We start from the raw sequence: 21826 nt of genomic DNA, 5'->3' as shown, positions 1-21826 counted from the left end.
GAGCAGCAATCCCGACCAAAGTGGCAACAACAACGGGAACAGTGGCGGCAACGGCAACGGCAATACCAATAGCGCTAATGGTGACAACCAGAACGGAGGGGGCGCCAATGCGGGCTAATCTCGCCGCCCCCGGTCGCCAGCGCGGCATGGCGCTGCTGGTGGTGCTGCTGATCCTCTCGGTGATGGTGATCATCGCCAGCAATATGAGCAGCCGCCTGCAGCTTGAGCTGCGCCGCACCGCCAACATCACCACCGGCAAACAGGCATGGTGGTATGCCCTCTCGGCAGAGGCGCTGGTAAGCAAGGTGCTGACGCAGGATTTCAAGGACAACCCCGAGGTGGTCAACCTCAGCCAGAACTGGGCCCGCAAGAACACTGTATTTCCGGTGGACGATGGCCAGCTCAAGGGCGAGGTGACCGACCTGCAATCCTGCTTCAACCTCAACAGCCTGAGCGTGGCCTCCAAGGCGGGAAGCGGCGAGGAGCTGGCGCAGCAGCCCTATCCGGTGCAGGTGTTTCGCGAACTGCTCAAGCAGCTAGCGATGGATGATTACGAGGCGGCCCAACTCACCGATGCCATCCGTGACTGGACTGACAAGGATACGGTGCTGGTCTCCAGCCTTGGCGCAGAGGACGCCTATTACGAGGGGCTCAAGCCTCCCTACCTGACCGCCAACCAGTGGATGCTGGGCAAGGACGAGCTGAGGGCGGTGCGCGGGGTGACGGCCAGGGTCTATGCCAAACTGGCCCCCTATGTCTGCACCCTGCCCAGCGACAAGTTGAAGATCAATATCAATACCCTTGCCCCCCAGCGCCCCGAGCTGCTGGTCGCCCTCTATCTGGGCACTATCGGGCTGGATGACGCCAAGCGGGTGCTGAACGAGCGGCCACAGAAGGGGTGGAAAGAGAGCAAGCTGATGACAGACATGCTCGCTCCGGTCGATTCGGTGAAAGGACTGAAAGATGCGCTGGTGGTCAAGAGCGACTTCTTCGAAGCCCGAGTCGTGGCCGAGGTCGGCGATAACCGGGCTTGGCTCGAAACCCTGTTCCAGCGGGGCAAGGACAATAAACTGGTGATGCTGCGCCGCCTCAGTAGCGGCGCCGAATAAACAGCGCACCTGCAGGCCATCGCCCGCGGGTACGAGAGATGTTGGATGCAGCCTGCGGGCTGCGCACCGGTTGCCTGGGCGCACAACGCCCTTTGCAAACCGGTATCGCAGGAGAGAGATGCGTGAGCGAAAGTCTGGTCATCCGACTGGGGACCAATAAACAACAACCCGTGGCCTGGCTGGTCTGGTCCGGTCAGGAGCAGGAGATCATCGCCTCCGGCACCCTGCCCTCGGCCGATGCCTTGGGCGAGCTGCAGGAGCGGGCCGGTGGCCGCCCCGTAGTCACGCTAGTGCCGGGCAGCGATCTGATCTTCCGGCGCGTCACCCTGCCGGGTCGCTACAACCGCCAGTCGGCGGCGGCCCTCCCCTACCTGCTGGAGGAGCAGATCGCCTCCGACGTGGACGAGCTCCATCTGGTGGTGCTGGCCCACGAGGGCCAGCAGGTGGATCTGATGGCAGTGGATCGGCAGAAGATGGGCGAGTGGCTCGGCTGGCTCGATGCCGCTGGCCTCAAAAGCCTGCAACTGCTGCCCGATGTGCTGGCGCTGCCACAGGCCGCTGATGGCTGGTCTGCCCTGCAACTCGGCAGCGAGTGGCTGGTACGCCAGGGCCCCTGTCAGGGGATCGTCGCCGACGAGCCGCTGCTGGCTATCTTGCTGGCAACCGAAGCCGAGCCGGTCACCATCCACAGCCATACCCCGGTGCCCGCCATTGCCGCCGCCAACTGGCAGGCGGCGGAGCCCGAACTCCCCATGCTGCTGCTGGCCAAGGGGGCCCTCACCTGCCGGGCCAACCTGCTGACCGGCCCCTACCGGCCGCAGACCGAATATGCCCGCTACTGGTTGCAGTGGCGCAAGGTAGCCATCACTGCGGGTCTGTTGCTGCTGGTGGCCCTCGGCCAGCGCGGCGTGCAACTCTATCAGCTCACCGAGCAGGACAAGGCGCTGAAAGCGGAGATCCGCGCCGTCTATACCCGCATCTTCCCGGGCGAGAGCCGCATTGTGAACGTGCGCAGCCAGATGAACCAGCATCTGCAACAGATGGGACAAGCCCCGCAAAACGGCGTACTGCTGATGCTCACCGAGCTGGCCCCCACCTTTGCCGAAGTACCCGGCCTCAAGCCGCAGGTGATGCGCTTTGATGCCAGTCGCCGCGAGCTGCGGCTGCAGGTGACCGCTCCCGGCTTTGCCGAGATCGAGCGGTTCCGCGAGCTGGCCGGCAAGCAATTCGAGGTACAGCAAGGCGAGGTGCGCAGCACCGAGGGCAAGGTAGAGGGCGCACTGGTGCTCAAGGGTAAATCATCATGATGGAAAAATTGCAGAGCTGGTGGCACGGCATCACCGCACGGGAACAGCGGCTGGTGGTCGCAGGCGGCGTTCTGCTGCTGGTTGGTCTCTTCTACTGGAGCGTCTGGCAGCCCATCGCCAACCGCATCGCGGAGCGGGAGCGGCAGGTGCAGAACCAGCAGCAGACCCTCGCCTGGCTCAAGGAGAAAGGTGAAGAGGTGCTGGCCATGCAGGGTGGCTCGGGTCGCCAGATCGACACCAGCGGCACCCTGGAAGGGGTGGTCAACCGCACCGCCTTCAACCACAAGATCAAGATTGCCCGGCTGCAACCCCAGGCGCAGGAGCTGCAAGTGTGGATCGACACAGTCCAGTTCGATGACTTGCTGCTCTGGCTCTCCACGCTGGTGGAGCAGCACGGTATTCAGGTTCAAATCATCGAGATCGCCCGCGAGGATCTGGCCCCGGGTCTGGTCAAGGTCAGACGTTTGCAGTTGAGTCGTCCACAATGAAAAAACGCATCCTGATTGCCAGCCTGTTTCTGGCCGCCTATCTGCTCTTTCTGCTGGCCACCCTGCCCGCGGCACTGGTGGCTCGCCATCTGCCGCTGCCTGCCAACGTTGCCAACCTGCTGAAACTGGAAGGGGTGAGTGGCACCCTCTGGAGTGGCCAGATTGCCCGACTGCAATATGCCAGCGAATCGGTGAACCAGCTGCGCTGGGATCTCAACGGCTGGTCGCTGCTGCGCTTCGCCCCCGAAGTGGCCATACGCTTTGGCGATCGCAACGGGCTGAACGGTCAGGGCATTGTCGGCTGGAATGGCGCCGCCTTCGGCCGGGATCTGACCCTCAACGCCCCCGCCCCCTGGTTGCTGAGCCGGGTGCCGATGCGCCTGCCAATCCCGCTCACCGTCAGCGGCCAGCTGCAGCTCAAAGTGGAGCAATTTGCCCAGGGCAACCCCTGGTGTGACAACCTCTACGGCAACCTCGACTGGTACAACGCCAGCGCCGATACCCCGGCGGGCAAGCTGGAGCTGGCCGATTCCGAGGTGAAACTCACCTGCCTCGACTCCAGACTGGTGGCCGAGCTCAAGCAGGGCTCGGATGCGGTGCAGACCATGGGTCGCCTCGAGCTGCAACCCAATGGCCAATACCTGTTCCAGGGCACCCTGAAACCGGGCCCGGCACTGCCACCGCAGATGCAGCAAGGGCTCCCCTTCCTCGGCCAGCCCGACAGTCAGGGCCGCTTCCCCCTGCGCTATCAGGGGCGGCTCTAAGCCATCATTCAAGGTGAAAATGGCTCAGGGACAACCCGAGCCATTTTTATCTTCCATGTGACGTGTCCGTTGAAATGCCAAATACGGCAGATACAAAAAAGCCCAAGCGGGTGACCGCTTGGGCTCTCTCTTTGAATATGGCGGAGGAGGTGGGATTTGAACCCACGGATGGTCGCCCATCGCCGGTTTTCAAGACCGGTGCATTCAGCCGCTCTGCCACCCCTCCGAACGGCGTGCATACTACGCTAAGCCCTTGTTCATATGCAATACATATTTCCTGTGGGATAGTGTGCGGGAGCAAAATGGCAGGTGGCTTGAAATTGTTCCTCGTCATCCCTATTTGTTCTACATACAATGCGTAAACATGCAGTAACAAACAGCGATCACGAGGCGGCTGCTCGCCGTCTCACCCGGACATCAAGAGGACACCCAAGATGGATACCCGTTCTATCTACACTGGCACCCAAAGTGCCGTACGCGATACCAACAAGGTGCTGCGTAACACCTATATGCTGCTCTCCCTCACTCTGGGCTTCTCTGCCGTGGTGGCGGGGGTCGCTACCGTGATGAACATGCCGCCGCTGCACTGGGCCGTGTTCCTGATCGGTGTCTACGGTCTGATGTTCCTGACCGAGAAGAATCGCAACAACAGCATGGGGCTGGTCTTCACCTTCGCCCTGACCGGTCTGCTGGGCTATAGCCTGGGCCCCATCATCAACATGTACATGAACAATGGTGGTGGCGAGATCGTGATGACTGCCCTTGGCGGCACCGCGCTCACCTTCTTCGGTCTGTCGGCCTATGCCCTGACTACCAAGCGTGACCTCTCTTTCATCGGCGGCATGCTGTTCGTCGGTTTCTGGGTACTGCTGGTGGCCATGATTGCCAACATCTTCCTGCAGATGAGCGCCCTGAGCCTGGCTCTGTCCGCCATGTTCATGCTCTTCTCCTCCGGTGCCATCCTGCTGACTACCCAGCAGATCGTGCGCGGCGGCGAGACCAACTACATCTCTGCCACCGTCACCCTGTATGTCTCCATCTACAACATCTTCCTGAGCTTGCTGAGCCTGCTTGGCGGCAACCGCAACTAATCAGAAACCCCGCTTCGGCGGGGTTTTTATTGGCTCCTCTTTCTGTCAGGATAAGTTGTAAATCAAGGATATGAAGCGAAGTGGCCCTGATTTGGATCAGGGCCACTTCGCGCTTGGCGGGTTACTATCTCGCTCTCGTTTCGATCAAGGGTTTCACCTGTCTCATGCCGATGGATCTCTCTGGCCTGCTGCGCCGACTGCTGACCGATAGTCACATCTACTTCGCTCTCAAGGTGCTGCTGGCCATTCTCGGTCTGCTCGCCTTCACCCTGGCCACCGGCAATATCCAGCTCACCGTGCTGCTCTCCCTCGGGGTAGTGGCGGGCGCCATCGCCGAAACCGACGACAGCCTGTGGGGACGGCTCAAGAACCTCGCCATGACGCTGATCTGCTTCATGTTTGCGTCCCTGTGCGTGCAGTTTCTCTACCCCACCCCCTGGCTGTTTGCCATCGGGCTCGCCAGCTCCACCTTTATCTTCGTGATGGTGGGGGCGCTCGGTGCCCGCTATGCCACCATCAGCTTCGGCTCGCTGCTGATCGCCATCTACACCATGCTGGGTGCCGCCAAGGCGCCGGATCTCTTCTACCAGCCGCTGGCGCTCGGCGCTGGCGCCCTCTGGTACGGGCTGGTCTCGTTTATCTGGCTCTGGCTGCTGCCCTACAAGACCCTGCACGAGCAACTGGCCCAGAGCTACTTCGCCCTTGGTCGCTACCTGCTGGAAAAATCCCGCTTCTTCCCGGCGGACGAGCACGGCGCCCAGGCCATTCGCCACAATCTGGCCCAGCTCAACATCAATCTGGTGAGCGCGCTGACCCTCACCAAGTCGGCCCTCAATGCCCGCCTGAGCCGCCGCCATCCGGCCAGCCCCGAGCTTGCCAGCCTGCTGCGCCTCTACCTGCTGGCGCTGGAGATTCACGAGCGTGCCACCTCCAGCCACTACCCCTACAGCCGGCTGGAAGCAGAGCTCAAGCAGGGCATCGTACTGGAAGGGTTTCAGGAGGTGTTCCTGCAACTCTCCGAGGCATGCCAGCGGCTCGGTTACGCCATTCTGGTGCACAAGCCCTACGCCCATAACAAGCGCATCCACTGGACGCTGGAGGCCCTCGGCGATCAGCTGGAGTTCACCAATCTCAAGCAGCACTACCCGAAAACCCTGCTGACACCGATGAAGTTCCTGCGCCGCAATCTGGCCAGCATCAACCAGCTGCTGGGCAGCGCCGAAGTGTTGCAAAACCCCGAGCAGCCAGAGCAGGAGCTGCCCGCGCTGGCGCGGCCGCCCCGCCTGCCGCTGCTGGCCCAGCTCAAGCAGCACCTCACCTTGCACTCCATGGTGTTTCGCCATGCGCTGCGTTTGTCACTCGGGCTGGTGATTGGCTACGGCATACTGCAAGCCTTTGATCTGGAAAAAGGCTACTGGATTTTGCTGACCGTGCTGTTTGTCTGCCAGCCCAGCTACAGCGCCACCCGCCGCCGACTGGTGCAACGGATGCTCGGCACCTTCGCCGGTATTCTGGTGGGCATTCCGGTGCTCTGGCTCTTCCCCGAGCTGCACGTTCAGCTGGTGGTGATGGGGCTGGCAGCCTTCCTCTTCTTTACCCAGGTGCGCAACAACTACAGCGCCGCGGTCTGCTTTATCACCCTCTACGTGCTGATGGCGTTCAACCTGCTCGATGGCATCGGCTTTGCGATCCTCGGGCCGCGGCTGCTCGATACCCTGCTCGGCTGCCTGATCTCCTACGGGCTGGTGGCCTGGCTCTGGCCGGACTGGCAGTACAAGCGGCTGCCGACCCTTATCGCCAATTCGCTCTCGGCCAACGCCCGCTATCTCTCGGCAGTGCTGGCGAGCCTCAAGCAGCAACGGGACGAGTCCATCGACTATCGGGTGGCGCGCAAGAGCGCCCATCTGGCGGACAGCGAGCTGGCCACCGCCTGGCAGAGCATGCTGGTGGAGCCGCAAAAACGCCGCCGCTTCCTCGATCTCTGCTTTACCCTCACCTGGCGCAACCACGCCCTGCTCTCCTACATCTCGGCGCTGGGGGCCCATCGCGACAAACTGGAGGCCATCAGCGGACTGGATGAGGTACGCCACCATATCTGCCACACCCTTGAGCAGGCCGCCGGTCATCTGGCGGGCAACCCCTCCAGCTCCATCGGAGGTCAGTGCCCGGTTATAAGTCCGGATAGCAGCGAGGAGCAGCTGATGCTGACCCAGCAGCTCAACCTGATCAGCGAGCTGGCGGATCAGCTGCTGCATCTGGCCAACGAGAGCCGGTTGCTCACCGGGGATCAAGGCGCTACCATGCCCGCCCAATCCTGATAGCCCCATTAGCGAGGAGCCCCCATGTCTGCGTCCGAAAAACATCAGCTGGAATTCAACGGCCAACTCATCGAGACCGATGCCAAGGGCTACCTGCTCAACAGCAACGACTGGAGCGAGGAGCTGGCGCTGGTGCTGGCGGCGCAGGAGGGGATCACGCTTGAGGAGCCGCACTGGGAAGTGGTGCGCTTTGTGCGCGCCTTCTATCTGGAGTTCAACACCTCCCCCGCCATCCGCGCACTGGTCAAGGCGATGGAGAAGCAGTACGGCCCCGAGAAGGGCAATAGCCGCTATCTCTACAAGCTGTTCCCGGAAGGCCCCGCCAAGCAGGCGACCAAGATTGGCGGCCTGCCCAAGCCGGTGAAGTGCATCTGACCCCATGCATCTCATCCCATAACAACGGGGGGCCGCAACTGCGGCCCCCGTTGTGTTTGGTGCACTATCTTCGCGCACCTCGCATTCATATCCCTCAGGCTTCCAGCCAGCCTTATTCCCGCTTGTCAGCCAGCGCCACCAGCTGCTCCGCCAGCCGATGACCGTGCAGGTAGGAGGCGATCAGCTCGCTGTCCGCCTTGCCGATTTCAATCTGCTGATACCAGTGCTCCAGCATGGCGGCAAAGCCGCGCTGGGCCAGCACCGGCTGCCAGTCGTTGGGAGCCAGCATCTCGGCCTGCTTGTCGCGGGCGATGATGCCGCGGGTGCAATTCTCAAGGTGCAGGGAGAGGTTGTCGCCGTAGGCATCGATGCGCTCCTCGGTGATCCCGGCGCTGCGGTTCATGCTGCCGCTGATGGCGCGATCGCTGCTCTGCCAACTGACGCTTACCCCAGCCAACAAGCTGTGGTCCTGCGCACAGGGGCGCAATACCGTATGAAAGTCGCCGCCCGGCACGCCACCATAGAAGCAGAGGCTGTCGAGCACATGGATAAAGTCATCGAACATAAAATCCCGCGCCTTGCCCGGCAGGGCGAAGCGGTGTTTCTGCCACTTCAGCTCGGTGAGCTGCTGGGCCCTCGCCTCGGCCATGGCGGGCAGATAGCGGCGGTTAAAGCCGGTAAAGAGGGCGCAATCTTGTGCGATGGCGAGGTTGGCCAGCGCTTCTGCCTCGGCCAGATTGTCGCACAGGGGCTTGTCGACAAAGGTGGGGATACCCGCACGCAGGCACTGCTCGGCCAGCTCGCGGTGAACGGCGGTGGCGGCGTGGATCATCACGGCATCGGGACGGCTGGCCAGCATGGCCGCCACATCGGTAAAGCACTCGGCGACCCGATACTGGCGGGCGAGTTTCTCCAGCACCGCCTGACTGCGGGTGCAGAACAGCGGGGTGACCCGCTCGTCGCTCGCCAGCAGCGGCAGATAGGCTTTCTGGGCGATATCCCCCAGACCAATCATGGCAATGCGCATCTCAACTCCTTTTCACTCGATAACGGGACAAGCGGATAACTGCCCGCACCATCGCAGGATTTGTCCCGCAGATCCAGCCTGCCGTTAGCGCGCTGGCTGGTGGCGGCCGCTCTGTGCAAACGGCGACGTTATCCGGGCATGGCAAGATCGCAGACCGACTTGATCACCTCGGCCAGCCACTCGATGGCCAAATTGCCCTGACTTTTGCGGTGTCTGCCGACCACCACCTCGAACGGCTGGGGCGCCCCGGCCAGCTCCACGGTGCGAAAATCCCCGAGGGCGGCGATGGCTGACGGGATGCAGGCCGCTACGTCATTGACCGACATAAAGGCTTGCAGCGAGGTGTAACAGGGGAGCGTCGCCACCGCCGCGCTGGCAACCTGCTGCGGGCTCATCTGCCCTTCGAAATTGCCGACGCTGTTGGCGAACTGCACAAAGGGGATGGCCGCCAGATCCTGCAGAGCATTGTCCGGAAGATATCGGGAATCGCGGCGCAGCACGCAGCAGTAGTGATCCCGGCGCAGGGTGGCGCGCAGCAACCCCGGGTCGAGATAGGCATCAAAGCCAATCACCAGATCGACCTCGCCACTGGCCAGCGCGTCCAGATGGAGTTCGGCCTGAAAATCCACCACATCGAGCCGGATGGAGGGCGCCTGAGTGCGCAGGGCGCTCGCCAGCCTTGGGATAATGGCGAGCTGGGCATATTCGTTGGCCATCACCCTGAAGGTGCGCTCGCTGCTGGCGGGATCGAAGGGGGCAGCCACAAAGACCCCGTCGATATCGGCCAGGATCTGCTCGAACTTGTCAGCCAGCTCGCAAGCGTAGTCGGTCGGCTGCAACCCGGCGCTCTGGCGGATAAAGAGCTCGGCGGGAAAGATATCGCGCAGCTTTTTCAGATGGCTGCTCACCCCCTGTTGGGAGATCTCCAGCAGCTCGGCCACCCGCGACACACTCTTGTATCTCACCAGCAGCACCAGCACCCGCATCTGCCTGATATCGATCTTCTCCACCCTTACCTCACCAATTAAAGTTGTATCACATACAAACCACCAATTATTTACATTGTATCAGTGGCTCTCTAACCTTGCAGCTCTTCCAGCAAAGCGAGGTTAACGATGAAAACTGTCATTCTGATTGGTGCTCAGGGGAAAATGGGGCAAGCCGCCCTCAGTGGTCTGGGCAAGCACAAGGTCATTACCGCCAGCCGCTCCGGCGAGGGGTGTGATTTTCAGGTGGATATCACCAGCCGAGAGTCCATCGAGCGGCTCTACCAAAACGTGGGCTCCTTCGATGCGGTGGTCAATACCGCAGGATTTTGCGAATACGCCCCCTTTGGCGAGATGAGCGACGAGCAGTGGCAAACCACCATCCAGAGCAAGCTGATGGGCCAGATCAATCTGGTCAATGTCGGCCTCAACTACATCAATCAGGGGGGCTCCTTCACCCTGACCTCCGGCATCCTCAATATCAAGCCGATCCCGCTGGCCATTGCCGATGCCACCACCAGCGGCGCCATCGATACCTTTGTCCAGTGCGTAGCCCACGAGCTGCCCCGCGGCATCCGCATCAATGTGGTCAACCCGACCGTACTGGAAGAGGCGTGGGACGTATATGGCGAGATGATGCCTGGCTTCCAGCCGGTGCCGGGAGCTCTGGTCGGCAAGGCGTTTGAGCGCTCCGTCGATGGCTTTATTAGCGGCCAGGTGCTCTATGTCGATGCCTGCTCCGGTTCAGGTGTGGCCCCAATGCCTTTGTAATTCCTTGTCGATATTTTTCCTCTTCCCCGACAGCGCCAGCTCTCGGGGCTTTTTGTATGACGGGGCCAAAGCTGCAACAGAATGGGTTTCGTATTGAGCCCATTTTGGCTAACATGCCGCACTTCACGAAGCGACAAGGGCAAGGACGCGATGAGCAACAAGACACTGCAATCCCTCTTTCACTACAAACGCTGGGCAGATGGCGAACTGCTGGATGCGATCGCCACACTCGATGCGCAGCAATATGGCGAGGCACACCACACCTGTCTCAGGATCTTCAACCATATCCATGTGGTCGATGCCATCTTCCAGGCCAATCTGCTGGGGGAACGCCACGGCTTTACCGCCACCAATACCCCGGAGACGCCGACCCTCACCGCCCTGCGCAGCGCAGTTACCAAGCTGGATAACTGGCTGGTGGATTACGTCGCGTCGCTGAGCCCGCAAGAGGGTGCAACCCCGCTCTCGTTTCGCTTTGTCGATGGTGACAAGGGGCAGATGTGCCGCGATGAAATGTTGCTCCATCTGGTGACTCATGGCGGCTATCACAGGGGGGCCATCGGGCGGATTCTGGTGCAGTGCGGCATCACGCCGCCGCGCGATACCCTGACCACCTTTTTGCATCGCAGCGAGCCGGAGCGACGTGGCCAAGATAGCGCGTCACTGGCGCAATAACGGAGTCTTGTCCTTATGAATCGTCTTGTATTAATTTCTCATCCGCTGCTGCTCGCGCTGCCATTGCTGCTAGGTGGCTGCGCCGCCGCCATCGATCACTATTCGGGGCGCTTTCGCGAGACCCTGACACAGGGACAACCCCGAGAACATATCCGTGCCGAGTTGGGCGAACCGCAGCCTTGTACACAAGGCCAATATCTGGATACGCCGCAGGTCAAGGGGTGCGATCGTTTTACCGTGCTCGGCAAGATCCACAAGCGCGCTGACGGCAATGGCCAGGCCACGGCGAGCGCCGTGACATTGGGGCTGGGGGAGCTGATCCTGGTGCCGATGACAGTAGCCGGCGTGGCGGCGGACTACACCCAGCGCCACACCATTACCGTCTATTACGATCGGGACGATCACTACCTGTTTCACACCCTGCAGAACGCCAAGGGGCAGGAGGTAAGACAATAAGGCCCCATCCCAACAGCGCTCACTGACCACTCTGCCGTGACCGGCGCAGTGGTTGGTTGAGCCTCTATTGCCCTCCCTATAGCTATCCTCTGCCCCTCCCCTTGCTTACTGCTTTATCAGAAGTCATCAGCCTGTCATCTGGCTGACATCCCGCGGTCATTTTCAAACCATAGAGTTTTTCACTTATTTTTCATATGGATAGATAAGGAACATCATGACTTTCCCGCGCTCTTCTTATGTGGCTTTGGCCGTCTCGCTGGTCTTGCTTGGCGGCTGCCAGTCAGAGAACGAATCGTCTGCCGACAGCCAGGGCAAAACCGCCTACCAATACAGCACCAAAGCGGTCTACAGCCCGCAGCAGCAGGCGGAGAGCTACGAGCCAGCGCCCCAGGGGTTCAGCCCGGTCTTTACCGAGATGGTGGCGCGCCACGGCTCGCGCTCCCTCTCCAGCCCGAAATATGACGTGCTGACCAAGCTGGTATGGGAAGAGGCGCAGCGTCAGGGGGCGCTCACCACCCTCGGGCAGGGGCTGGGAGGCAAGGTCGATCTGGTGACGGCCGCCAACCAGAAACTGGGCTATGGCCTGCTCTCGGCGCTGGGCAAGGAGGAGCACGCCAATCTCGCCACCCGGCTGGCGGCGCGGCTGCCGACCCTGCTCAACAGCAGCGAGTCCCACTGCATCAAGGTGGTCACCTCGGGCAAGGACAGGGCCAACGAAAGCGCCTTCTACTTTATGGAGAGTCTCAAGCGCGACGTGAACTATGTCAGCGACTCGGCGCAGTGCTACCTCACGCAGGATGACCCCTCGAAGATCGACAAAAAGCTGGTCAACAAGTTCGAGCTCTACTTCCACAAGACCACGCCCGAGGGGGATTACGCCCGCTACCTGCCCGCCTATGAGAGCTACCAGCGCTTTATCGGTGACGAAGATGCAGGAATCGCCCCGGCCCCCGAGCTGGCCGGAGCGCTGGATCAGCTTAAAAACCTGAGCAAGACCAAAGAGATGGCCCGCAGCATGCTGGAGCGTATCTACAGCAAGGGCTTTGTCGACTATCTGGCGGGCGGCGTCGAGTTTGTCGCCATCAACCCGGAGGATGGCGGCATGACCTATGTGCGCGACGAAGTGGATGCCGCCCTGATGCTCTACAACCTCTTTATCATCGGCCCCGGCATGATCCGAGAAGCGCAGGCACAGGGCAGCGAACCCTGGGCGCTGGAGCAGTTCCTCACCCCGGAAGAGTCTGCCTGGTTCTCCTACCTCTCCGATGCGGAAGATTTCTACGAGAAGGGGCCGAGCTTTGCCAACCAGAATGCCCCCTACGCCATTGCCCAGCCGCTGCTCGACGGCCTGTTTGGCGAGGTGCAGCGTCAGGTAGTGGAGGGCGAGCAGAGCCGACGGGCCACCCTGCGCTTTGCCCACGCCGAAGCCATTATCCCCCTCGCCGCCCTGATGAAGCTGGAAGGGAGCCGTCAAGGGGCCAGCCCGGATCAACTGTTCAGCCAGCAGAACAACGAATGGCGCGGCGGCTGGGTCTCCCCCTATACCGCCAATATTCAGTGGGATATCTACCAGAACGGGCAGCGGCAGGTGCTGGTCAAGATGCTCTACAACGAAAAGGAGATCGCCTTTAAGACGGGCTGCCAACCCTACCAGAGCGGCAGCCACTACTACGACTTCGAGGAGCTCAAGCGCTGCTACGGCTATAACGGCTAACCCTTCGCGAGCCGGATATGGCAATCACCAGGGGCGACCAGCAGGTCGCCCCTATTAACTCCCCTTCCCTGTTTGCCAAAGCGGGATATGGCTATAAAGCCGCCTTACAGTTCTATTTGCTGATCAAGCTCAAAAAACAGCTCTCTTTTGACCTAAAGCTCAATTAAATGCTCGCCCGCCCAGCCTCCGCCAGTTTAATATGTCCATATGGCGCCAATTAAACTTTGATAGGTAACGGAACTGGAGTCTTAATCAATGGACAGTAGCACTGAATTAGGTGAATTGATGCTGTGCCCAGAAAGAACATATCTCATATTTAGTTTAAGTTTCAGCTTGATGATTCATTAAAAAAATGGAAGATTTTTTTAAATAATATAGGAAAACAAATGTTAATTTATGTAAATCAATTTAAGTTAGTGGGTGAACATATTTCCGACATAGCATTCCAAAGTATTGCTGGATGGCTAAAACATGTAACAAAACGTCACTTCACTATTGATGAGCTCAAGAGTGGAGAAGAATTTACTATCGAACGTGCAAAAGTTAGAACTTATATCGCTGTCGACAGAGAACCTAAATTATATGCGATATTATTTAGTCATCCAGATAAAACCGTAAAAGGCAGGCAATGGATTACTGAAATAGGAATAAAGCAGGAAAAAGATGCTACGACCGTATCAATACTACTGGAAACAAGTGATATTAGTACCTTGGTGAAAGAAATACCATCAACTACAAGACCAAGACTAGTAAACTTTTTACAACAAAACGCTCAACTCCATGATGAAACAATTGGACTAAGAGTTTTTAATTACACCAACACAATTGAATCATTCAAAGCTCTTAGTTACGAAATAGAAAGAGAATCCAGAAAACATCCACTTGTAATTGTTAGCAATCTAAAAAAAACCAACAAACCACTAATTAACCCTATAAAACTGCAAGAGCAATTACTTGGATTGGCTCAAGTTATCCACTCCCATGACGATATAAACACATGGGATTTTGAAAATATTTTAACAAGGCGCTACTCAGCTTGGGATGGTGCGGTAAATATCATTTACCCTTCTTATGGAAGAGGCTTTTGCCACACCAAGCTTCTATCTCAAACTACTATTATTGAGCTAATTGACTCAGGCTTTCATGTTTTGCAATCCATCCTATCTTTCATTACACACACGACAAATGGCTTCAACAAAAAACGTCACTTTAGTCCTAGTGATGTAAGGGCTAAAAGGCAGAGAGATCAACGCAGCATACTTAAAGATAAATTACACTTGCAATTAGAGAATAATGAATTCCAGCAACTTGCAGAAGAAGCATTCATACAACTTGAAGAACAAGAAGCTTTGTTTGAACAATTGAAAGAACAACATCAGAAAGAAATAGAATCACAGATTTTAGAACAAATTGAAAATCAGACTGAGCTTGAAAAAACCATCATGGAACTACAAGTATTAAAAATTCGCTTTGATGAGATACAGAAATTAACATCCAAAAAAGGCACACCTTTACTTGTTTGTGGTGAGGAAAAAGAGTTTTACTCTGGCGAATTTTCAGATCTGTCCATTGAGATATTTAAAACATTTTTAGATAATGAAACTAAAAACACTAGAAAAAAGCATATCATCCAAGACATTCTAAAACACAATGAAGTCGATGGTACAAAAGCCAGTTATATAAATATATGCAAGCAAATATTCAACAATTATAATGGTGTCACTCCTAAGATTCGCTCAGAATTAAATAAAATGAATCTTGAAATAATCGAAGATGGTAACCACAACCAGATTAAATTTATTAATGATGCTCGATATCAGGTCACATGTGCAAAAACGCCAAGCGATAAACGCACAGGTGATAATATTGTTAGAGATATAAAAGCAGCATTGTTTTAATAATTTACACGTTAACTTCTATAGAAATATAAAGGCGACCATCTGGTCGCCTTTATAATTTATATCGTTTTCCAATCAAGAAATATCACCGCGCCGGTCGCTTGGCACCACTCCCTTTGGCCGCAGGCTTGCCGCCCTGAGCCGCGGGTTTGGCCCCCGGCTTGGCAGAGCCTGCGCGGGTCGGCGCCTTGCCCTTATGGGCGGGTTTTCCGGCAGGTTTGCTTTTACCAGCACTCTTGCCTTCGCCCTGTGCGGCCGGTTTACCGTGAGCCGCCCCTTTCTGCAGTTGGGAGCCAACCGGCTTGCCGCCCGTCGGCTTGTTGCCTGTGCCATTGCCACCATTGCCACGCTGGTGACTGATGTTGCTATGACGGGTCAGGGCCGGTTTCATCCCCTTGCCGCTGGCGGCGCGCTCGTTGCGCCCTTCCGCAGGCACCAGACAGCCGGGGCCGTTGCCAATCAGGTGGCCCTTGCCCATGGCAAGCAGGGCTTCGCGGATCATCGGCCAGCCAGCGGGGTCGTGGTAGCGCAGCAGCGCCTTGTGCAGACGGCGACGGCGCTCGCCCTTGGCGACAAACACATCGCCACCGGTGCGGCTCACCTTGTTTAACGGGTTTTTCTCCGTGTAATACATGGTGGTGGCGTTGGCGAGCGGCGACGGGTAGAAGTTCTGCACCTGATCGAGCTTGAAGCGGTTCTCTTTGACCCAGAGCGCCAGATTGATCATGTCTTCATCCGTGGTGCCCGGGTGGGCAGAGATAAAGTAGGGGATCAGGTACTGCTGCTTGCCCGCCTCTTTGGAGTATTTGTCGAACAGCTCCTTGAACTGGTAGTAGCTGCCCATGCCCGGCTTCATCATCTTGGAGAGCGGCCCCTCCTCGGTGTGTTCCGGCGCGATCTTGAGGTAGCCGCCGACGTGGTACTTGGCCAGCTCCTTGATATAGCGGGGATCTTCCACCGCGATGTCGTAACGCACGCCGGAGGCGATGAGGATCTTCTTGATCCCCTTGAGGTCGCGCGCCTTGCGATAGAGGTTGATGGTCGGGCTGTGGTCGGTGTCCATGTGCGGGCAGATGGTGGGCCAGACACAGGAGGCGCGACGGCAGGTCTGCTCGGCCTTGGGGCTCTTGCAGCGCAGCTTGTACATGTTGGCGGTGGGGCCGCCGAGATCCGAGATGACACCGGTAAAGCCCGGCACCTTGTCGCGGATATCTTCGATTTCCTTGAGGATCGACTCTTCCGAGCGGCTCTGGATGATGCGCCCTTCGTGCTCGGTGATGGAGCAGAAGGAGCAGCCGCCAAAGCAGCCGCGCATGATGTTGACCGAGGTCTTGATCATCTCGAAGGCGGGGATCTTCTCGTTGCCATAGGCCGGGTGCGGCACCCGCTGGTAGGGCAGGCCGAAGACGCCGTCCATCTCCTCGGTTTCCAGCGGGAAGGCGGGCGGGTTGACCCAGACGATGCGATCGCCGTGAGCCTGCGACAGGGCGCGGGCACAGCCGGGGTTGGTCTCGTGGTGCAGAATGCGCGAGGCGTGGGCGTAGAGCACCTTGTCCTCTTTCACCCGCTCGAACGCCGGCAGCTTCACATAGGTTTTTTCCCACGGCTTGGGCTTGGGCGGCTGCACCAGCACGGGTTGGGCTTCCTGCGCGGCAGGAGCCGCTTCGCTGGCGTCATCCGCGCAGGGCGCCCCTTCCATATAGGGGTTCATGATGGGATCGATGCGGCCAATCTGGTCGAGCTTGCTCGAATCCACTCCTTTCCAGCCCGGCAACGGCTCCTTGCGGATGACGGCGGTGCCGCGAATATCCTGCATGGTCTCGATGCTCTCCCCCGCTGCGATGCGGTGAGCCACTTCCACCAGCGGCCGCTCGGCGTTGCCGTAAATCAGGATATCGGCCTTGGCATCGAGCAGGATGGAGCGGCGGATGGTCTCGGACCAGTAGTCGTAGTGGGCGATGCGGCGCAGGGATGCCTCGATGCCGCCGATGACCACCGGCACCTCCTTGAAGGCCTCCTTGCAGCGCTGGGTATAGACCAGAGTGGCGCGATCCGGCCGCTTGCCGCCCACATCCCCGGGGGTGTAGGCGTCGTCGTGGCGCAGCTTTTTGTCGGAGGTGTAGCGGTTGATCATGGAGTCCATGTTGCCCGCGGTGACCCCGAAGAAGAGGTTCGGTTTGCCCAGACGCATAAAGTCATCCTTCGATGACCAGTCCGGTTGGGCGATGATGCCGACCCGAAAGCCCTGCGCCTCCAGCATGCGGCCGATGACCGCCATGCCGAAGCTCGGGTGATCCACGTAGGCATCCCCCGTCACCAGAATGACGTCGCAGCTGTCCCAACCGAGCTTGTCCATCTCTTTGCGGGACATGGGCAGGAAGGGCGCTGTGCCGTAGCACTCGGCCCAATAGCGGGGATAGGAGAAAAGGTTGGGTACCGGCTGCATTTTGAACACCTGGAAAAATTCGGGTCGCGCATTATACCGGTTGCGGCCAAGGGGGGCGATGGCTTTTTGTCCCTATAAATCCCGCGGAATAGGTCGCCGCCCGCAATAGCAAGGGCGCCCGCAGGCGCCCTTGTGATGATGGAGGCTGATAACTGGCCCCCGCTAGGGTTCAAATCAGAGTTCAGGCCAAGGCGCTGATCAGGGCGCCGGAGGCTGCGACTCCCCTGCCCCCTTGGCGGCCAGTGCTTCGTCTACCTGTTGATCCCGCGCCCCTGTCATGCCGGCGTGGCGGGCGATCAGATGGTAGATGGCGGGCACCACCAGCAGGGTGACCAGGGTTGCCAGCGACAGTCCGAAGAAGACCACAGTCCCCACCGCCATCCGGCTCTCGTAACCCGCCCCCATGGAGAGCATCAGCGGCACCGCGCCGATAATGGCGGTGAGCGAAGTCATCAGGATAGGGCGCAAGCGGCGCACCGAGCCTGCGATGATCGCCTCCTCAAACCCTTCCCCCCGCTGGCGCAGCTGGTTGATGAACTCGACGATGAGGATGCCGTTCTTGGTCACCATGCCAATCAGCATGATCATCCCGATCTGGCTGTAGATGCTCATCTCCTGCCCCGTCAGCCAGAGGCCAAGCAGGCCACCGAAGATGCCGAGTGGCACCGTCACCATCACCACCGCCGGGGTCAGGGTGCTCTCGAACTGGGCCACCAGCACCAGATAGACCACCAGCAGGGCGAGGCCAAAGACCAACACCATCTCCCCCTGATTGTCGCGGTAATCCTTGGAATCACCGGCGTAATCCACCGTCATGCCGGTGGGCAGGTTGGCGTTGGCCCAGCCATCGAGGAAATCGAGGGCCTCACCCAGGGTGTGATCCGGGTGCACGTCAGCGGTCAGGGTGATCGCCTTTTGCCGCTGGTAGTGGTTGAGGCGGTTGGCGGTCGCCACCTGCTTGACGGTCGCCAGAGTCGAGAGACTGACCATCTCGCCATTAGCGGCCTTTAGATAGATGCGGCCGAGATCCGAGATGCCGTTGAACTCGGTCTGATTACCGCGCAGGTAGACGTCATACTCCTCGCCCCTGTCCACATAGGTGGTCTTGCTCGCCCCGCCCAGCAGGGTCTGCAAGCTGTTGGCCACGGTGGAGACCGGAATGCCGAGCTGGCTGGCGCTGTCGCGATTGATGGTCACCTGCAGCTCGGGGGTCTTCTCGGCGTAGTCGAGATCCGGGCTCAGCATCAGACCGCTGCCCTGCGCCGCCTGTTGCAGCGCCAACCCTTGCTGGTAGAGCTCGGCATAGTCGTTACCCTGCAGCACGAACTGCACCGGCGCGGTAGAGCCACCGCGGAAACCGGGCTGGAAGGTGCGGATCATCACATCGGGAATGCCGGAGAGCTTGGCACCGAGCGAGCGGGAGAACTCGGTGGCAGTGATGTCACGCTCGGCCCAGTCGGTGAGCTGGATGATCACCATACCCGTCTGATCGCCGCCACGGCCAAAGGCGGGGGTACTGAAGCTCAGCGCCTGCACCACCCCTTTGCCCAGCATCGGCATGATGGCGGACTCCACCTGCTGCATGTTGCGCTTCATCCGCTCGATACTGGTCCCCTCTGCCCCCTTGACGAAGACATAGATGACGCCGCGATCCTCGGTCGGGGTAAGGCTGGTCGGCAGTTGGGTAAAGAGGGCACCGATACCACCCAGACAGAGCAGCAGCACCAGCGGCGTCCAGCGGGAGCGATGCAGCACCCACGCCAGCAGGTGGCGATAGTGCCCCTCCAGCCAGCCGAGCCCGCGATCGAGCCCGGCGGTGAGTCGGTTCGGTTTATCCAGCGGGCGCATCAGCCAGGAGCCCATGGCCGGGGTCAGGGTCAGCGCCACCAGCGAGGAGCAGAGCACCGCAAGCGATAGCAATATCGCAAACTCGGTAAAGAGCCGCCCCACCATGCCATCCATAAAAGCGATGGGGACGAACACCATCACCAGCACGGCGGTGGTGGCGATGACCGCAAAGCCCACCTCGCGGGTGCCGTGCCAGGCGGCCAGCAGCGGCGGTTCACCCCGCTGCAGATGGTGGTGGATGTTCTCCACCACCACGATGGCATCATCCACCACCAAGCCGATGGCGAGAATAAGGGCCAGCAAGGTGATGAGGTTGATGGAAAAACCGAAATACCAGGCGCCGATAAAGGCGGAGATGAGCGACACCGGCACCGTAATGGCCGGAATAAGCGTGGTGCGCCCCTGCCCGAGGAACAGATAGAGCACCGCCACCACCAGCACGGCGCAGATGGCCAGGGTCTCGTACACCTCGTCGATGGCCTGCTTGATAAAGATGGTGGAGTCGTAATCCACCTCGAGCTTGGCCCCCTCCGGCAGGAAGCGCTGCATCTCGCCGAGTTTCTTCTCGATCCCCTGCGCGACAGCCAGCGGGTTGGCGGTGGACTGGGCGACGATGCCGATACCCAGACTCTCTTTGCCGTTGCGCTGATAGGCGCTGTCTTCGTTCTTGGCTCCCACCTCCACATCGGCGATATCGGCCAGATAGACGCTCTGGCCGTTGGCGGCAGTGGTGACTTGCAGCTGCTGGAAATCTTCCGCTGTGTGATAGAGACGGGCGATCTGCACCGCCATGGTCATGGAGTTGTTGCGGATCTCGCCCCCCGGCAGCTCTATGTTCTCCCGCTTGAGGGCCTCTTCCACATCGCTCACCGTGATGCCGCGGGCCGCCATGTCGGCCGGGCGCAGCCGCACATACATCACCTGGGTGAGATCGCCGGAGAGCGCCACTTCGCTCACCCCGTCCACCAGACTCAGGGGGTCGACCAGCACCCGGTTGGCGTAGTCGGTCATGGCAGTGCGATCCATCTGGCTGCTGCTGAAGTTGAGCCAGATCGCCACATCGCCGTTGCCGCTGTCCTTGGTCACCAGCGGCTCGTCCACATCATCGGGCAGCCGGGGCCGCGCGCGGGAGAGGGCATCGCGCACATCGGAGATCCCCTCCACCATGTTCCAGCCGAGCTTGAACTCGACGGTGATCATCGAGCGTCCCTTGCGGGTCATGGAGTTGATGTTCTTGATGCCGCTGATGCCGGAGAGCTGATCCTCGATGGGCTTGGTGACCTGACTCTCCATCACCGAGGGGGCCGCCCCCTCATAGGTAGTGGTGATGGAGACCGACGGGATCTGCACGTCTGGCATCTCCCGCACCGTCAACTTGCTGAAGGCGACCAGACCAAACACGGTGAGCAGGGCGCTGAGCACCACCGCCACCAGCGGGCGGCGAACTGAGATATCGGAGAGCCACATCAGCCGTTCACCTCGGCCAGATCACGCACCTGCACCCCATCACGCAGATTGACCAGCCCCTCGACCACGATGCGATCGCCGACCTTCAGCCCCTCGGTGACCCAGACGGTCTCCCCTTCGGTTTCGCCGAGCACCACAGGCACCCGCTTGACCCGGCCATCGGCCTCGAGACGATAAACAAAGCGCTGCTCACCGGCGTACTCCACCGACTGGGCGGGGATCAGGGTGAGCTGCTGGGCAGGCAGCGCCAGCTCCACATTGAGCAGCATGCCCGGGCGCAACTGGCCGTTGCCATTGGGGATCATCACCCGCGCCTTGATGTTCTGGGTATCGTTGGAAATGCGGCTGTCGAGGGTGGTCAGGGTGCCGTTGAATTGCTGATCCGGCCAGGCGGTACTGGTGGCGGTGACCGCCATGCCCGGGCGCAGCAGGGAGAGGTAACGCTCCGGCACCGCCAGATCGAGGCGCAGTTTGTCCAGTTCATCGAGATGCAGCAGGGTGTCGCCGCTGTTGACCAACGCCCCTTCACTCAAGTCAATCAGGCTCACGGTACCGGCAAAGGGCGCCTGCAGGGTACGCAGGGAGAGCTCGTAGCGGGCAGCATCGAGACGTGCCTGCACCTGGGCCACGGTGGCCTCCTGCCCCTCCAGCTCGGATTGGGTCACGGCGCCACGGGCCACCAGCTTGCGCATATCACTCAGCTTTCGGTTCTCGTCGCGCAGGCTGGCGCTCTGCTCGGCCAGCTCCGCCTGCTGCTTGCCCGCATCCAGCGCGATCAGGGTCTCCCCCTTCGCCACGCTCTGACCCGACTGCACCGCAATCTTGACGATGCGACCGGTCACTTCGGGGCTGATGATGACGGAGCGATTGGCCGCCAGCTTGCCCACCAGCTTGAGGGTCGGCTCGGCCAGACTCTGTTTGACGGTTTGAGTGCGGATATTGACCTGTCTGGTCGGTGCTTTGGCGGCGGGTTCGCTGTGACGCAGCGCCCAGACGCCGGCAACCACGATTAGAAGAAGGCCCAAGCCGAGCCAGATACGCATTTTCATCGAACAGTCCATGAAGAGTGAGAGGGTAAATCCAGAT

At 59.6% G+C, this 21826-nt stretch carries 18 protein-coding genes and 1 tRNA gene; 13 read left to right on the top strand and 6 right to left on the bottom strand.

What is annotated here, in order from left to right; genetic code table 11:
- Positions 1-107: 107 nt before the first annotated feature.
- The 4 genes from exeK (at position 108) to exeN (ending at position 3668) form a co-directional block, all read left to right on the top strand.
- Entirely contained in the window at positions 108-1109 is a 1002-nt protein-coding gene (exeK, locus tag VF684_RS02185) for a GspK family T2SS minor pseudopilin variant ExeK (RefSeq protein WP_376898769.1), read from the top strand.
- Between the two features lie 122 nt (positions 1110-1231).
- The gene (exeL, locus tag VF684_RS02180; protein WP_219594541.1) at positions 1232-2416 is read left to right on the top strand and encodes a GspL family type II secretion system protein ExeL; all 1185 of its coding nucleotides are present in this window, start codon (positions 1232-1234) and stop codon (positions 2414-2416) included.
- The gene (gene exeM / locus VF684_RS02175) at positions 2413-2904 is read left to right on the top strand and encodes a GspM family type II secretion system protein ExeM (protein ID WP_005338305.1); all 492 of its coding nucleotides are present in this window, start codon (positions 2413-2415) and stop codon (positions 2902-2904) included. Before exeL ends, exeM begins: the two co-directional genes overlap by 4 nt.
- A complete protein-coding gene (exeN, locus tag VF684_RS02170) occupies positions 2901-3668 on the top strand; it encodes a GspN family type II secretion system protein ExeN (RefSeq protein ID WP_376898771.1) in 768 nt (255 codons plus the stop codon). Before exeM ends, exeN begins: the two co-directional genes overlap by 4 nt.
- 138 nt (positions 3669-3806) lie before the next feature.
- Here exeN and VF684_RS02165 read toward each other — a convergent pair.
- A tRNA-Ser gene (locus tag VF684_RS02165) sits at positions 3807-3894 on the bottom strand.
- A gap of 208 nt (positions 3895-4102) precedes the next feature.
- On the opposite strand from VF684_RS02165, the gene VF684_RS02160 reads away from it, so the two are divergent.
- The 3 genes from VF684_RS02160 to VF684_RS02150 all read left to right on the top strand — a co-directional run bounded on the left by VF684_RS02160 (position 4103) and on the right by VF684_RS02150 (position 7452).
- Positions 4103-4759: a Bax inhibitor-1/YccA family protein gene (locus VF684_RS02160; protein ID WP_376898773.1), complete on the top strand. Its 657-nt coding sequence runs from the start codon at positions 4103-4105 to the stop codon at positions 4757-4759.
- A 164-nt stretch (positions 4760-4923) separates the two neighbouring features.
- Positions 4924-7077 carry a YccS family putative transporter gene (gene yccS, locus VF684_RS02155; protein WP_101529846.1) on the top strand — a complete coding sequence of 718 codons (2154 nt, stop codon included), beginning with the start codon at positions 4924-4926 and terminating at the stop codon, positions 7075-7077.
- Positions 7078-7101: 24 nt separating this feature from the next.
- Positions 7102-7452, top strand: coding sequence for a TusE/DsrC/DsvC family sulfur relay protein (locus tag VF684_RS02150; protein WP_019446869.1), 351 nt, complete (start codon positions 7102-7104; stop codon positions 7450-7452).
- Positions 7453-7564: 112 nt separating this feature from the next.
- Here the strand turns inward: VF684_RS02150 and VF684_RS02145 are convergent, their stop codons facing one another.
- Positions 7565-8479 (bottom strand): Gfo/Idh/MocA family protein, encoded by a 915-nt coding sequence (locus tag VF684_RS02145; protein ID WP_376898775.1) that lies wholly within the window; start codon positions 8477-8479, stop codon positions 7565-7567.
- A gap of 128 nt (positions 8480-8607) precedes the next feature.
- The gene (locus tag VF684_RS02140) at positions 8608-9489 is read right to left on the bottom strand and encodes a LysR family transcriptional regulator (protein ID WP_376898777.1); all 882 of its coding nucleotides are present in this window, start codon (positions 9487-9489) and stop codon (positions 8608-8610) included.
- 105 nt (positions 9490-9594) lie between these two features.
- Here VF684_RS02140 and VF684_RS02135 point away from each other — a divergent pair, with 105 nt between their 5' ends.
- The 6 genes from VF684_RS02135 (at position 9595) to VF684_RS02110 (ending at position 14979) form a co-directional block, all read left to right on the top strand.
- Positions 9595-10236, top strand: a complete 642-nt coding sequence (locus VF684_RS02135) for a short chain dehydrogenase (RefSeq protein WP_376898779.1) — start codon at positions 9595-9597, stop codon at positions 10234-10236.
- Between the two features lie 150 nt (positions 10237-10386).
- Positions 10387-10911 (top strand): DinB family protein, encoded by a 525-nt coding sequence (locus tag VF684_RS02130; RefSeq protein ID WP_376898780.1) that lies wholly within the window; start codon positions 10387-10389, stop codon positions 10909-10911.
- Between the two features lie 15 nt (positions 10912-10926).
- Positions 10927-11367, top strand: coding sequence for a hypothetical protein (locus VF684_RS02125; protein ID WP_376898782.1), 441 nt, complete (start codon positions 10927-10929; stop codon positions 11365-11367).
- Positions 11368-11581: 214 nt separating this feature from the next.
- Positions 11582-13081, top strand: coding sequence for a histidine-type phosphatase (locus VF684_RS02120; protein WP_376898784.1), 1500 nt, complete (start codon positions 11582-11584; stop codon positions 13079-13081).
- A 17-nt stretch (positions 13082-13098) separates the two neighbouring features.
- On the top strand, positions 13099-13248 hold the full coding sequence (locus VF684_RS02115; RefSeq protein WP_376898786.1) for a hypothetical protein: 150 nt from the start codon (positions 13099-13101) through the stop codon (positions 13246-13248).
- Positions 13249-13467: 219 nt separating this feature from the next.
- Positions 13468-14979, top strand: a complete 1512-nt coding sequence (locus tag VF684_RS02110; protein ID WP_216948193.1) for a hypothetical protein — start codon at positions 13468-13470, stop codon at positions 14977-14979.
- Between the two features lie 85 nt (positions 14980-15064).
- On the opposite strand, the gene VF684_RS02105 is transcribed toward VF684_RS02110, so the two are convergent.
- The 3 genes from VF684_RS02105 to VF684_RS02095 all read right to left on the bottom strand — a co-directional run bounded on the left by VF684_RS02105 (position 15065) and on the right by VF684_RS02095 (position 21789).
- A complete protein-coding gene (locus tag VF684_RS02105; RefSeq protein ID WP_376898788.1) occupies positions 15065-17425 on the bottom strand; it encodes a YgiQ family radical SAM protein in 2361 nt (786 codons plus the stop codon).
- 198 nt (positions 17426-17623) lie between these two features.
- The gene (locus tag VF684_RS02100) at positions 17624-20740 is read right to left on the bottom strand and encodes an efflux RND transporter permease subunit (protein WP_376898790.1); all 3117 of its coding nucleotides are present in this window, start codon (positions 20738-20740) and stop codon (positions 17624-17626) included.
- Positions 20740-21789 (bottom strand): efflux RND transporter periplasmic adaptor subunit, encoded by a 1050-nt coding sequence (locus VF684_RS02095; RefSeq protein ID WP_005338352.1) that lies wholly within the window; start codon positions 21787-21789, stop codon positions 20740-20742. The genes VF684_RS02100 and VF684_RS02095 overlap by 1 nt, the downstream gene beginning before the upstream one ends.
- Between the last annotated feature and the right edge of the window lie 37 nt (positions 21790-21826).

Origin of the sequence: Aeromonas sp. Lyrl_2, assembly GCF_051948815.1 — a bacterium.
In the GTDB taxonomy this organism is placed as follows: Bacteria; Pseudomonadota; Gammaproteobacteria; order Enterobacterales; family Aeromonadaceae; genus Aeromonas; species Aeromonas veronii.
The sequence above is the reverse complement of the archived record's forward strand: the minus strand, read 5'-3'. Positions and strand labels throughout refer to the sequence as shown.

Coding starts and splice junctions, on each gene's coding strand:
- yccS (WP_101529846.1), top strand. CDS start 4,924: ATGCCGATGGATCTCTCTGGCCTGCTGCGCCGACTGCTGACCGATAGT.
- VF684_RS02095 (WP_005338352.1), bottom strand. CDS start 21,789: ATGAAAATGCGTATCTGGCTCGGCTTGGGCCTTCTTCTAATCGTGGTT.
- VF684_RS02150 (WP_019446869.1), top strand. CDS start 7,102: ATGTCTGCGTCCGAAAAACATCAGCTGGAATTCAACGGCCAACTCATC.
- VF684_RS02160 (WP_376898773.1), top strand. CDS start 4,103: ATGGATACCCGTTCTATCTACACTGGCACCCAAAGTGCCGTACGCGAT.
- VF684_RS02100 (WP_376898790.1), bottom strand. CDS start 20,740: ATGTGGCTCTCCGATATCTCAGTTCGCCGCCCGCTGGTGGCGGTGGTG.
- VF684_RS02135 (WP_376898779.1), top strand. CDS start 9,595: ATGAAAACTGTCATTCTGATTGGTGCTCAGGGGAAAATGGGGCAAGCC.
- exeK (WP_376898769.1), top strand. CDS start 108: ATGCGGGCTAATCTCGCCGCCCCCGGTCGCCAGCGCGGCATGGCGCTG.
- exeN (WP_376898771.1), top strand. CDS start 2,901: ATGAAAAAACGCATCCTGATTGCCAGCCTGTTTCTGGCCGCCTATCTG.
- VF684_RS02125 (WP_376898782.1), top strand. CDS start 10,927: ATGAATCGTCTTGTATTAATTTCTCATCCGCTGCTGCTCGCGCTGCCA.
- VF684_RS02115 (WP_376898786.1), top strand. CDS start 13,099: ATGGCAATCACCAGGGGCGACCAGCAGGTCGCCCCTATTAACTCCCCT.
- exeM (WP_005338305.1), top strand. CDS start 2,413: ATGATGGAAAAATTGCAGAGCTGGTGGCACGGCATCACCGCACGGGAA.
- VF684_RS02120 (WP_376898784.1), top strand. CDS start 11,582: ATGACTTTCCCGCGCTCTTCTTATGTGGCTTTGGCCGTCTCGCTGGTC.
- VF684_RS02105 (WP_376898788.1), bottom strand. CDS start 17,425: ATGCAGCCGGTACCCAACCTTTTCTCCTATCCCCGCTATTGGGCCGAG.
- VF684_RS02110 (WP_216948193.1), top strand. CDS start 13,468: ATGTTAATTTATGTAAATCAATTTAAGTTAGTGGGTGAACATATTTCC.
- VF684_RS02145 (WP_376898775.1), bottom strand. CDS start 8,479: ATGCGCATTGCCATGATTGGTCTGGGGGATATCGCCCAGAAAGCCTAT.
- VF684_RS02130 (WP_376898780.1), top strand. CDS start 10,387: ATGAGCAACAAGACACTGCAATCCCTCTTTCACTACAAACGCTGGGCA.